Below are 13137 nucleotides of genomic sequence, written 5' to 3' on the forward strand. Positions count from 1 at the left end.
GGCTACCCCCTCAGCTGCATGGTGGTGCCGCCCACGCGGAATTCATCACCGGGTTCAATCGGGGTAGCGCGAGTCAGTCGCTCACCGTTGACGTACGTGCCGTTGGTCGAGTTCAGGTCCTCCAGGAACCAGCGGGAACCCTGGGGGAACAGGCGGGCGTGACGGCCCGAAGCGTAATCGTCCTGTAGGGACACCTCAATATCGTTGGCGCGACCAATCGTGATGGGGTGGTCGCCCAGTTGCATCATGGCGCCGGCCTGCGCGCCCTCGGTAATAATCAACTGCGAGGGCCGCGAAGGCGGGGGCGTGATGTGGGTGGCCTCGGCGGAAGCCTCCACAGGCACTGCGCGGTAGTTCTTACCCAGACCCAGGTCGCGGCGTGCCGCGGAGACCACCAGGAACACGAAGAACCAGATGAGCGCCAGGAACGCGTAGCGAAGAATAGTGACTGTTAGTTCGGACGCCATTAACGGGCACCTCCGGTAGAACTATGGAAGATGATGCGGGTATTGCCCATGCGAAGGAGTGAACCGTTGGTCAGCACCACGGGAGAGCGAAGTGGAGCCCCGTTGACGAGGGTGCCGTTCGTGGACCCCAGGTCGGTGGCAACGACGGCGCCGTTATGCGCCGACAGCTGCACGTGACGACGGGAGACGCCCTTATCGTCCAGGCGCAGGTCAGACTCCGAACCGCGGCCCAGCGTGAAGGGCAGGCGGCTAATCGGGTGCATGCGCCCGTTGATCTCCAGGAAAAGACGGGGAGCCGCCGCGGCGGGAGCGGCCGGGGACGCCGGGGCACCGTGGGCGCCCTGCGGGGCGTGCCCACCCTGGCCGCTACGCGGGATGCGCGAGAGACGAGAGTTCGGCTGCGCCACCGGCTGCTGCGGCTGAACCGGCTGCGCGGGCTGAGGCTGGGCGGCGGGTTTCGTGATGCGCGTGGGCAGCGAAGACTCCCGGGGCGGGCGCACCGGCGCGTAGTTAGCGGCGCCGCGCAGGGTGGGGGAGGCGGGCGCATCCGGAACCGAGAACGGCTCGAAGGTGGCCACCACCTCGAATTCACCCTCGGCCAGGGAATCGAGAACGTTGAAGGTCACGCGCACCGCGCCGATGAGGGTGTATCCCTGGGCGCGAGCGTGAGAGATGGCCAGGTCGCACAGCTCCACGGCGAACGGGTTGCCCCACTCGCGCACGCGCGGAAAATCGACCGGCGCGAAGCGGAGCGTGTAAATATTCGGGGCCATGGTGCGGCCGCTGCCGTCCACGTAAGACTCGTCGTCCATCATGATGCGGACGCGGTTGGCGACATCTGCCTTCTCAAAGGTGCCGAAGCCCTTAGAAAAGCCGACGGTGCGGCCGATGCCCTGTTCCAGCTTTCCTAGCTTGTCGAAAAACTTCATGCCGCCTCCTTCTCAACGACCAATTCGAGCAACTACTGCGCTCGCGGTATACCTCAAAGGGTTCAGTTTAACGAGCGTGTCTGTGCGTTAGCTGTGTGTCCTGTGCGTGAACACACCCGGTTCCATTTTAGGGGATGCACGGGTGAATCGGCCCGGAATCCCGCGTATCGTCTGGGGATTGGGCCGTTAATGCATGAAAAAATCCCCGGTTCTTTCGAACCGGGGATCGTTGGTGCGCGAGGGGGGAGTTGAACCCCCACGCCCTCACGGGCACACGGACCTGAACCGTGCGCGTCTGCCTATTCCGCCACTCGCGCAAGTGTCTTACGGTGTATCACCGCAGGCAACACATAGAACTATACGGGGTGTGTGATGTACTGTCCAATTGAAATGGTGTGACCTTCGTTACCTTAATGGTTGGGTGGGGGTGTTAGACCCGGACTACTCGGCCCGAGCCGCAACCTCACCGGCTTCCCCGAGCGGAGCCCCGTCCCGCTTCGCCGCCTCCAGCTCCCGCTGTGCGGCCTCCGCGCGCTCGGTACGAACCCGCAAAATCCAAACCAGGGGGCCAAGATACGGCAGGAACAGCACCAGCAGAAGCCACTTAAGCTTCTGCACCTCGGAAAAGTACGGGCTACGGTGCACCGTCAGCAGACCCCACAGGGCCAGGCCGATACCCAGCAGGAAAACCGCGGTCACCACGATATCCACTACGGGCTTCCAGTCCATTACTTCTCCTCACAATGCCTCAATAGCGCCCCGCCTACGCGCGGCGCACCTCCACCAGAATACCGGTGCACGCGACGCCCACCGGCCGAATCGCACCGTTGGGCCCCCCGAATAGCGTGAGGGCCCGCCCCCGCATTCGGCGGGAACGGGCCCTCACACAGCTCTCAGTCGACGGCTCACGCTCGGTGAATCGCGTCAGCTAGCCTAGCGACCGGCCTTCGCAGCCTTCTTGGCGGCCTTCAGCTTGCGACGCTCGGCCGTCTTCGCATCGTACTCGGCCCAGAACTCGCGGGTCGTCACTACGTCCGTGCCATCCCAAGCCGCAAGGTTCTTAATCTCCGGAAGGTCCGAAGCCCTGAAGATCGGCTCCAGGCCGGCCTTACGCTGCGCCTCGTAATTCTTCAGCACCGCAACAACCTTCGGCGTCATCAGCAGCACCGCCGTCAAGTTCACAATCACCATGCCAGCGTTCAGCATATCCGCGGTCGTCCACACCAGATCCAGCGAAGAAATCGCGCCGAAGAACACGAACACCAGAACCAGCACGCGGAAAATCGTCAGGACCACCTTGTTCCCGGTCACGAAGCGCATGTTCGACTCGCCGTAGTAGTAGTTACCAATCACAGTCGAGAACGCAAACATGAAAATCGCGATAGTCAGGAAGTGAACCGCCCAATCGCCCAGCTGCATAGCCAACGCCGACTGAGTCAGCGAAGCACCACGCGACTTATCACCGTAGGCCGGGTTTGACAGCAGAACAATAAACGCAGTCACGGTGCAGGCCATCATCGTGTCAAAGTAAACACCCAGGGTCTGCACGTAACCCTGCTTAGCCGGGTGAGAAATAGTAGCGGTCGCACCAGCGTTCGGAGCGGTACCCATACCGGCCTCGTTGGTCAGCAGACCGCGCTTCATACCCCAAATCACGGCACCCATGGTACCGCCAGTCACGAACTCCTTAATGCCGAACGCGCCCTGGAAAATCATCAGCAGCATGTTCGGGATCTCGGTGATGTTCAGCAGAACCACCAGCAGACCCAGCAGTAGGTACAGCACCGCCATAATCGGAACCAGCCACTCGGTCACCGAAGAAATCGCGCGAATACCACCGAAAATAATGGCCGCGGTCAGCAGCACCATAACGGCGCCCACGACCACGCGGAAGCCCATGGAGTTCGTACCCGACACGTCGATGCCCAGGGAGTTCGAGGTCGCATCCACCACGGCGTTAGTCTGCACAGCAACGAACACGAACGCATAGGTAATCACGATGAACGCCACGAAGATGTAACCCATCCAGCGAGCGTTCAGACCGCGCTTCATGTAGTACGCCGGACCACCGATGTAGGAATCCTTACCGCGCTCCTTGTATAGCTGACCCAGCAGAGACTCCGCGAAGGCAGAAGCCGCGCCCACGGCCGCGATAACCCACATCCAGAACACAGCGCCGGGACCGCCCATAGCGATAGCCAGGGCCACACCCGCCACGGTACCGGTACCCACGCGGGATGCGGCAGAGACCGTAAACGCACGGAACGAAGAGATGCTCTTCTTACCGTCAGCCTCACGAGCAACCGGGTCACCCAGAACACGGACCATTTCCTTAATGGAACGCCACTGCACGCCGCGAGTACGAATCGTAATGTACAGACCAGCCGCAATCAGGGCGTAGTAGAGGAAGTTGCTCCACATCCAGTTCTGCACAGCATACACGGAAGAAGTCAGTCCCGAGGTCTGCTCATTTATGTCCCCGATGATGTTCAGAAGAAAATCCACTCGGTACTCCAATCTAGAAAGCGCGAAAGCCCACACGTTCACACCGAAGGGTGGGTTACGAGGGGCTTCTCTGCTGGTGATGCGGCTTTAACTCCGCGGCGCGCGGTTAAAATGCGCACGATTAGTCATCTCATTGTGGAGTTCGCAGGCTTCGTTCGGCAACTTAAAAGTGGGGCAGAGCTCAAATTGTAACGAATACTTAATATAGGGTCGGGTTAAACATTCACGCCCCGGCGGGCCGCGAAGAGGCGGTGCCGGGGCGAGAAGGCGCGATGTTGTGCCCTATCCTTGCCCTCTAATCTTGGCGGGACTTCACGAGCGCCGGGGTTTCACGAACGGGAACGAAAGCACGCCGCGAATCTGCGTCTGGGCCAGCAGCATCACGAGGCGATCAACGCCCAGACCCAGGCCACCGGTCGGGGGCATACCCGTCTCCAGGGCGTACAGGAAGTCCTCATCCACCTCCATCGCCTCCGGGTCACCCGCGGCGGCCTTCAGCGACTGCTCCGTCAGACGCTCACGCTGCACGAGGGCATCCGTCAGCTCCGAATAAGCGCACCCCATCTCCATGCCGTTAATGACCAGGTCCCAGCGCTCCGCCAGGCCCGGTACGCTGCGATGCGGAGCCGCAAGCGGGCTCGTTTCCGCCGGGAAATCCGTGTAGAACGTCGGCTCCACGGTGACGGCCTCCACCAGCTCACCGTACAGCTCCTCGATGATGGCGCCCGGCCCCATGCCCTCGTGGACGCGCACCCCGTGACGCTGCGCGAGGGCCAGGAGCTCCTCGAAATCTGCCTGCAGGTCGACGCGGCGGCCCAGCGCCTCCGAAAGGGCATCGCACACCGAAACCACGCGCCAGGGGCCCGAAACATCCGTCAGCACACGCTCCAACGAGGACTTGGGGCCAAGGGGCAGCTGAACCATGCCGAATACGGCCCGCGCGGCGTCCTTGATGAGCCGCTCGGTCAGCTGGCGCATCTGCACGTAATCGGCGTGGGGGCGGTACGCCTCCAGCACCGTGAATTCGGGGTTGTGGGTTGCGTCCGCACCCTCGTTGCGGAAGTCTCGGCCCAACTCGTAAACCGGGCCGCTACCGCCAACCACCAAGCGCTTGAGGTACAGCTCGGGGGCGATGCGCAGCGTCAAATCCTCGCCGTAGGCGTTGATGTAGGTACGGAAGGGGCGTGCGCTCGCCCCGCCGTGCACCGTGTGCAGGATGGGGGTCTCAACCTCGAGGAAGCCCTCGGCGTCCAGGCGCGCGCGTAGTGCCTTGATAACCGCCGTGCGTAGGCGCAGGTTGTGCATCTGATCGGGATTCACGATCAGATCGGTCGAGCGTCGGCGCAGGCGGGCCTCGGGGTCGGTGAAGGAATCGAAGGGGATGGGGTGCAGGCTCTTAGCGGCCATACGCCATCCGGAGGCGATGAGCGAGGGGGTGCCCGTGTGGCTCGTGCCGTAGGTGCCGGTGGTTTCGATGAGGTCACCGGTATCGAGAGCTCGGGAGGCGAGGGTTAGGAGCTTCTCACCAACGAACTCACGCTCTAGGATGACCTGCAGGGTCTTGCCGGCCTCAAAGAGCGTTACAAAGAGGACTCCACCGTGGTCACGCAGAGCGCGAACGCGACCCGAAACAGTATATTCTTTTTCAGGAATATTTTGGTGGGAGAATATATCGAGGGCCTCGGGCACACTGAGCACAGTGGCAGAGCCACTCCAACTGTGGGTTTCGGCGACATCCTCACCCTCGATGGGGTACGGGTTCATGCCGGCATCGCGCAGCTCCTGCAGGTGGCGCAGGCGGTGCTGCGTCTGCTGGCTACGGGGCACCTGCGGGTGCTCCTCGGCGCGCACCTGTTGCATCTCGCGCAGAAGAACCAACTCACCCTCGCTCAACGTGCGATGCTCCTCCCGCGAGCGACGGGCGGACAGATCCGGCAGGAAGCCCTCCGCCACGCCCGCCGCAACCGCAACGTTCACAAGCGCCAGCGTCGGCTCGCAAGCAAGGTAGCGGGGTACCCAACGCGGGGAGAACTTCAGGTTGAAGCGATACAGGCGACGCAGCTGCAAGAAACGGTCCAGCACGCCCAGGGAACGGGAAGCGAAACGATTCCACGCCGAGGCACCCACCCGGTCGGCCGCGGCGAAAATCTGCCCAAACATCGCGAAATTCAGGGACACCCTGCGCACGCCAAGCGAAGCGGCCTGCTCCATGAGGGAGGCCACCATGAACTCCACCACCCCGTTGGGGGCCTCGGGGGAGCGGCGCATAATATCCAGAGAGAGCCCCGTGGGGCCCCAGGGCACGAAGGACAGCAGGGCCACCATGCGGCCCTCACCGTCGTGGGCCGATACCAGAACCGTGGACTGATCCGCCGGATCATTAACGCGGTTCAGGGCCATGGAGAAGCCGCGCTCCACGCGACCGTGCCGCCACGCCTCGATATTGTACTGAATCTGCCGCTTCTGGGTATCGTCAAGCTCGGAGTAGCGGCGAATCTGCACGCCGTACCCGCCGCGGCGCACACGCTGAACGGCCTGGCGCACCGCAAGCATCGAGGTGTCGTTGAGGGTGAACCGGTCGGTCTCGAGCACCGCCTCCTCGCCCATCTGAAGCACGCTCAGGCCCGCGCGACTATAGGCGCGCGCACCGGCCTCGCTGACGCTCAGGGCCGCTGGAACCCAACCGTAGCTGCGGGCCTGAAACATCCAACGTTCGATGACGTCCTGCCAAGCGTGCGGATCGCCCACGGGGTCGCTGGAAGCCAGGCACACCGAACCCACCGTGCGGTAAGTGATGGCCGCCCTGCGGTCGGAGGAGAAGATAACCTGCTTATCGCGGCGGGTCGCAAAGTACGAGAGGGAATCGTTTGCGCCGTAGTGCTGCAGCAGGGCACGAATCTGTAGCTCCTTCTCGCCGTCCCACTCGTCGGGGGCGCGGTACCCGCGGGCCAGCTGATAGAGGGCCAGCACGAGGAAGAGACCATCGCTGACGGAGGCGATAAAGCCCACGAGGTCTGCGGACCACAAGCCCGGATGCATACGCTCGATGCCCAGCCCGTGCAGCAGCAACTCCCACACTGAGACGTGGCGTAGCTCGGGCCACCAACCCACCCGGCAGAGGTACCACAGGGCGAGGGTCGTGAGAGCGATGCCGCCCACCGCGGTCGCCAGGGCCCCGGCCCAGGAGAGGCGCCCCACGCGCGCGGGGAACGCCGAGCGAATCGTCACGAGGAAGGGAACCAGCAGCGCGGCGCACAGAATCGAGAGCATGTCGATGCTCGAGGAGAAGAGCCGGTCCTTGGGCATAATGCCGGCGGGAAAAAAGAGGGTGAAAGCGCTATGCGAGGCCAGGAGCGCGCCAAAAATCTGGAAGGCAATGACGACGTATAGGGCGGCGCGTTTACGAGCGATAAGCCCGGAAACCACCACAATCAGGGTGATGGCGCTGGGCAGGGTGTGCGTGGACGGGATATTGAGCAGGTCGGCGATGACCTCCCACCAGGTGAACCCGCGGCCGTGGCGCAACGGCGAGAGAATCCACGCGAACGAGGTGAGAATCGCGGCAAACGAGTACACCCCGATAACCCAGCGGGCCGAAATTTCCGCGTACCGGGAGGGGGCGGCGGGTTTCTGCCGCCTCCTGCCGGCTACGCGGTGGCGAGCATGCCCATCCGCTACGTATTCCGCGCGTTCCGCGGGGTTGTCCGTCGTGCGACGGTCCCCGCAGGGAGCGTGGTTTTCGGTGGTTTCGATGCGGTGAGACATGGTTATCTTCGGCTGGGAATCGGGGTGTAGCGGGTGAGCGTTTTAGGCCTTCGGCTCGGTCTTCGGGTCACGGTAGGTGCCCTCGAAGACGTCGGGGATGCCGTTGTCGTCAGCGTCCACGCTTTCCTTCTCAGCCAGGGCACGGTAGTGCTTGTTACGGCGAGACAGGATAGCCGCACCCACAATGGCAGCCAGAACAGAGCCGACGAGAATCGCAATCTTTGCGTCCTCGGTGTGCGCCGAACCGTGCGGGAAGGACAGCTCAGCCACCAGCAGGGACACGGTGAAGCCGATACCGCCGGTTGCAGCCAGACCGACCACGTCAATCCAGGCGACGTCCGGGTCGAGGTTAGCGTTCTTGAATCGGGTCACGAGCCAGGTAGTGCCGAAAATACCGATGGTCTTACCTGCAACCAGCGCAACCATGATGCCGACCGCCACGGAGTCGGTGAGGGCGCGTCCAAGGCCCTCGAAACCGCCTACAGCCACACCCGCGCTGAAGAACGCGAAAATGGGCACGCAGATGCCGGTAGAGAGGGGGCGGAAGCGGTGCTCCAGCACCTCTGCAAGGCCGTGTTCAGCCTGCGCCGCCTCAGAACGAGCGGACATCTTCACTGGCACCAGGAAACCGAGAACCACGCCGGAAATAGTTGCGTGAATACCGGATTCGAGAAAGAGCGCCCAGGTGATGACGCCCAGGGGGAACAGAAGAATCCATGCGGCGAGCGGCTTCAGATGCAGCATGGTCTCACCGCGGTAGGCGATGAACGCGAAAAGGGCGAGGGGGATCAGCGCAAAGAGCAGGTACTCGCCGTGGAAGTTATTGGTGTAGAAGATCGCGATAATGCAGATTGCGATCAGGTCGTCGACCACAGCCAGGGTCAGCAGGAAGACACGCATCGCCGAGGGGAGGAAAGTGCCCACAGCGGCGAGAACAGACACCGCAAACGCAATATCGGTTGCGGTGGGGATAGCCCAGCCGTGCAGAGCGCTGGGGCTACCGAAGTTAATCGCCGCGTAAATAATTGCGGGGGTGATGACGCCACCGAAGGCAGCCGCAATCGGCACGATAGCGGTCGACGGCGACTTGAGGTCACCAATCACGAATTCCTTCTTCAGCTCCAGGCCGGTGAGGAAGAAGAAGACGACGAGCAGGCCGTCTGCTGCCCAGGTGCCGATGCTCATCTGCAGGTGGTTGAAGCCGGGGATAACCGGGCCGACCACGGTGTCTCGCAGACCAAAGTAGAAGGTGGAGGCGGGGGTGTTGGCGAGTACTACTGCCAGCACCGTTGCGATGAGCAGGATGGTACCGCCGACGGATTCTGCACGCAGAATATCGGCTACGCGGCGTGAGTTGCTGTAGGAGCCGCGGCTGAGGGTATCTGGGTTGGTGTGGGTCATTCTCTCCTCTTTCTGCCGCGAGATTCTGCGGCATCTAAGGCTTTTAAGTTTACTCTGCACTGTATGAGTATTCGAGTATCCGCTGGCGGCTTTTAGCTCCTGGACGGTGCTCTACGGTAGGCTTTTAGGTTTTAAATGCATAAACGTTCCGCCCTCGCCGCGGTATGCGGTGAGGGCGGAACGTTAAAGATTCTGCAGGTATTCTGCGGGGTCGACTAGGGGCCTAGCCGCGCAAATGCGAGATTAGGCGCCTGCGATTGCGGGTGCGCCGGACTCCTGGCCGTGGTCGTCGCCCAGCTCGCGGGCAACGTAGTTCTCCAGGTCGAAGAGGTTGCCGTTGGCACGCTTCACGACGGTTACGAGGGTCTCCATGGTGGCGACTTCCTCAACCTGCTCCTTCAGGAACCAGAGGATGAACTGCTCGCCCAGTGCGTAGTTCTCAGCGCGTGCTGCGGAGAACAGAGCCTCGATCTGACCGGTGACGACCTTCTCCTGTGCCAGGGACATGTCAACGATTTCCTGGACGTTCTCGAAGTCGTTCTTGACGGCGGGAACAGCGGGGATCTCGACCTTGTGGCCGCGGTCCAGCTTGTACTGAACCATCATGAGTGCGTGCTCGCGCTCCTCGAGGGACTGGCGGTAGAAGAACTTAGCCAGCTGGGGCAGGTCCTCACCGTCAAGCCAGATAGCCATGGACAGGTACTGGTGGGATGCTGCGAACTCGTGGCCGATCTGCTCGTTCAGAAGGTCGTAGAAAGACTTAGACATATGGTTTCTCCTTATATGGTGGTTGCTTCTGGGCGCCGGACGGCGCGGTGCAACCTGTTGGTATTTATCGTACGGGGTGCTGTGGGGTGTGTACAGAGAGAAAAGGCTAATCGGTGGGGTAGATGAGGTACCCCTGACATATTGTCACCACTACCCTTAGTGTGGGTGACCTGAATACAACCTTTGGGATGGGTGGTATTGGGTGTGTTTCCTTGAGATTTCGCGGTTGAGGGAGGCGTTAGATGCCTCAACCTCCCACACACTTACACGAGGCAGCTTGTGCTCGACAGCCGCTCATCCGGCGTTCCTGCGTGGTCCTCGAGCTGTAAAAATTTTTTTAAAATTCTTCGCATATGGCGGGGGATGGGGCTACTTGAGGCTGTTTTAGGTTCACCCGTGCCGTAGCGCTCGCGGCTACAAGAGGCTGTTAAAGAAAACTGTTAAAGAGATAAGGCACGCTCCCGGTGGGGAATGTGCCTTATCTCTGATTCTCTCAACTCTCACCCGAGGTGGAGGAGGTTATTGTGCGGGGTATTCTCCGCGCTTGAGCGCATCAATGGAGATGACGTTTGAAGGGGTGTTGCCCAGGACTGCCTCACCGATTTCTGCGAGGTGCTCAATCTGCTCGGTCGTGAGGTGGTCGAAAATCTGGCGGCGTACTTCGTTCACGTGGCCGGGGGCGACCTCCTGCACCTTCTGCTCGCCTGCGGGGAGCAGGTGGCAGATGCTGACTCGGCGGTCTTCGGCGCTGAGGGAGCGGCGGACGTATCCGCTCTTCTCAAGGCGTGCCACCACGCGGGAGAGACGCGCAGGTAGGGTGTTGGTGGTAATTGCCAGCTCGGTCATGGTGAGGGAATGATCCCTAGACTCGGAGAGCATCGCGAGCACCATGTATTCAACAAAGCTAATGCCGGCTTCGGTCTGCAGCTGGTTTTCCAGCTTGCGGGTGAGGCTGAAAATGATGGAGCTGATAAAGAGCCAGCCTTCTCGCTCCTGCGGCGAAAGCCACTGGACGGATTCGCTGTGTGCGGTATTGTCAGACCGCTGCGCAGGCGTGGTTGGTGTGGACACGGGATTGGTTCCTCTTTTATCGGATATGGAGCTCCCTTTTTAAGGGGAGATGCGGTGTGTTGGCACCCATTGTAGCGAAGCAACAACCGCTCAAGGTTGAAATTGGTACGGTCAAGTAATACTTGACACTTTGGTGCTAATTTTTCGGAGGGTGCTAGGGTTGTCGATTTATGAGTATTAGGTGCAAAAATAGCAATCTGCCTAGTGACCCAAGACACTTATAAAAAGATTTCCACCGCAAGTATAAACGAGAATGACTCAAAAATCATCTTTGGCCCACCGGGCAACTTCCGCGGAATATCAAGGATTTTAGGGGTATTGATGAAAATTCTGGAGAGTGCAAAGAACTTGCCCTGGGTGAAAAATAACAAAACGATAACAAATTTTTTTAAAAAACCCCGATTTTGGGTTTGCAGACGTTATGAAACCGTGTACACTGGTTACATAACGGGGTCGAAGGAAGCCTCCGAGGCGAGACCGGAAGCTCGCTTCGATAGGTTCGACTCTCTATTTATCGGTGATTGTCGTCGGTGTACGAGTAACTCGTATTTCTACCGACGGATGTGCGGTGCGGATGCAGTTCGTGGTTGGGCTGCATTCCGTACCGTATCTTTTTAATTGCGTTTCTCTATCACTCACTCAAGAGCATCCCGCGGCGGGATGCTCTTTTCTTTTGCCCTTTTACGCCCCGACGTCGGCGTCGACGGAAAATTTGGCACTCTGGTGCGGCTCCTCGGGGTAGTTTGGTTCCCTGGCGTTCCAGGGGTACGTCTCCACAATCTTTTCTCCCTCGTTCTTGTCAGAAAAGAGGTTATCCACAGGAGTTTTCCACAGTGTGGAGAACTTACATGCGTGTGATTCTTGCTCCCTGCGCGGGGGGACCGATGTGCCTTAAAAATTCTGGGCGGCCGGAAAATTCTTGTAATTACAGGCTTCTGCGCTCGTTAAAACCGAGGGGGAATTCTTAAACCGAAAGGTTTATCGCCTTTAAATCCGCGGATGTAGATTTTCTCCACAGTTGTGGATAACCCTGTGCACTTAATCCACCGCCTCCGCCCCGCAGTCCCAAAAATCGTTAGGTGATGTCACGAGATGTCACATACTTCGGCTGGGAGCGAGGGGCTTGGGCGCGACGTAATCCTCCACCTATCCTCTTAAAAGATGGTTATCCACAGAAGTTTTCCACAGTGTGGAGAACTTGCAGCACTGTTATTCACATGAGTGCATACCCCGGTATTTCAAGGCGGAATAGGGTGCCGACCCTGAAAATCCTGTTGATACACAGGGTTATCCACAGATGTGGGGAAAAGTCTTTGCCTAAAATCCACAGGCTCGAGCGAGGTCTTACATAAATGTGACGCTCCCCAACTCATGAAAAGTAAAGTAAACGCTACGCTGGTAATCTTTAATACGAGCCAAGCATTCTAATGAAAGGCATCATCATGGCTGAAAAGTACACTCTCCCCGAGCTCCCCTACGACTACGCGGCGCTCGAGCCCCACATCTCCGCAAAGATCATGGAGCTGCACCACGACAAGCACCACGCAGCATACGTTGCAGGCGCTAACGCAGCTCTCGAGCAGCTTGAAGAGGCACGCGAGAACGGTGCATACGGCAACGTCTCCAAGCTCTCCAAGGACCTGGCGTTCAACCTGGGCGGCCACACCAACCACTCCATCTTCTGGAACAACCTGTCCCCCGAGGGTGGCGACAAGCCCACCGGCGAGCTGGCAGCAGCAATCGACGAGTTCTTCGGCTCCTTCGACAAGTTCCGCGAGCACTTCACCAGCGTTGCACTGAGCATCCAGGGCTCCGGCTGGGCAATCCTCGCGTGGGACACCGTCGGCAAGCGCCTCATCATCGAGCAGCTCTACGATCAGCAGGGCAACATCTCCGTTGCACTGATCCCCGTTCTGCAGCTGGATATGTGGGAGCACGCATTCTACCTGGACTACCAGAACGTCAAGGGCGACTACGTCAAGGCATTCTGGAACATTGTGAACTGGGCTGACGTTCAGGCTCGCTTCGAGCGCGCAGTGTCCCAGACCAAGGGTCTGGTCCTCTAATCTAAGGTTTTCGCCGACGCGGTGACGTAGCCGCGGCGGAATAACCGAAACGGGTGCCCGGCGCCTCCATATTTGGAGGTGCCGGGCACCCGTCTCTTTAACGGCTTAATCGGGATGCGCCCGTAGTTTTAAGCGTGCTGATGTAACAACTGGAATGTGAAATTT

General features: G+C 60.1%; 9 protein-coding genes and 1 tRNA gene. 1 reads left to right on the forward strand and 9 read right to left on the reverse strand.

Features of this window, described 5'->3' with window-relative positions; translation table 11 throughout:
• Nucleotides 1-2: 2 nt before the first annotated feature.
• The 9 genes from ADJ95_RS06515 to ADJ95_RS06555 form a co-directional block, all read right to left on the reverse strand.
• The gene (locus tag ADJ95_RS06515; protein ID WP_049333748.1) at nucleotides 3-467 is read right to left on the reverse strand and encodes an FHA domain-containing protein FhaB/FipA; all 465 of its coding nucleotides are present in this window, start codon (nucleotides 465-467) and stop codon (nucleotides 3-5) included.
• Nucleotides 467-1396, reverse strand: coding sequence for an FhaA domain-containing protein (locus tag ADJ95_RS06520; RefSeq protein ID WP_049333750.1), 930 nt, complete (start codon nucleotides 1394-1396; stop codon nucleotides 467-469). Before ADJ95_RS06520 ends, ADJ95_RS06515 begins: the two co-directional genes overlap by 1 nt.
• 230 nt (nucleotides 1397-1626) lie before the next feature.
• A tRNA-Leu gene (locus tag ADJ95_RS06525) sits at nucleotides 1627-1713 on the reverse strand.
• A gap of 124 nt (nucleotides 1714-1837) precedes the next feature.
• Nucleotides 1838-2125, reverse strand: a complete 288-nt coding sequence (locus ADJ95_RS06530) for a PLDc N-terminal domain-containing protein (RefSeq protein ID WP_049333752.1) — start codon at nucleotides 2123-2125, stop codon at nucleotides 1838-1840.
• Between the two features lie 204 nt (nucleotides 2126-2329).
• Nucleotides 2330-3901 carry an alanine/glycine:cation symporter family protein gene (locus ADJ95_RS06535; RefSeq protein WP_049333755.1) on the reverse strand — a complete coding sequence of 524 codons (1572 nt, stop codon included), beginning with the start codon at nucleotides 3899-3901 and terminating at the stop codon, nucleotides 2330-2332.
• Between the two features lie 312 nt (nucleotides 3902-4213).
• Nucleotides 4214-7666 (reverse strand): bifunctional lysylphosphatidylglycerol synthetase/lysine--tRNA ligase LysX, encoded by a 3453-nt coding sequence (gene lysX / locus ADJ95_RS06540; protein WP_080974963.1) that lies wholly within the window; start codon nucleotides 7664-7666, stop codon nucleotides 4214-4216.
• A gap of 42 nt (nucleotides 7667-7708) precedes the next feature.
• A complete protein-coding gene (nhaA, locus tag ADJ95_RS06545; RefSeq protein ID WP_049333757.1) occupies nucleotides 7709-9067 on the reverse strand; it encodes a Na+/H+ antiporter NhaA in 1359 nt (452 codons plus the stop codon).
• A gap of 243 nt (nucleotides 9068-9310) precedes the next feature.
• Nucleotides 9311-9835 (reverse strand): ferritin, encoded by a 525-nt coding sequence (locus tag ADJ95_RS06550; protein WP_049333759.1) that lies wholly within the window; start codon nucleotides 9833-9835, stop codon nucleotides 9311-9313.
• Between the two features lie 519 nt (nucleotides 9836-10354).
• Nucleotides 10355-10906 (reverse strand): MarR family winged helix-turn-helix transcriptional regulator, encoded by a 552-nt coding sequence (locus ADJ95_RS06555; protein WP_049333761.1) that lies wholly within the window; start codon nucleotides 10904-10906, stop codon nucleotides 10355-10357.
• 1442 nt (nucleotides 10907-12348) lie between these two features.
• Here ADJ95_RS06555 and ADJ95_RS06560 point away from each other — a divergent pair.
• Nucleotides 12349-12972, forward strand: coding sequence for a superoxide dismutase (locus ADJ95_RS06560; RefSeq protein ID WP_049333763.1), 624 nt, complete (start codon nucleotides 12349-12351; stop codon nucleotides 12970-12972).
• The last annotated feature ends 165 nt before the right edge of the window (nucleotides 12973-13137 follow it).

The organism is Rothia mucilaginosa (assembly GCF_001061665.1).
GTDB classification, from domain to species: Bacteria; Actinomycetota; Actinomycetes; order Actinomycetales; family Micrococcaceae; genus Rothia; species Rothia mucilaginosa_A.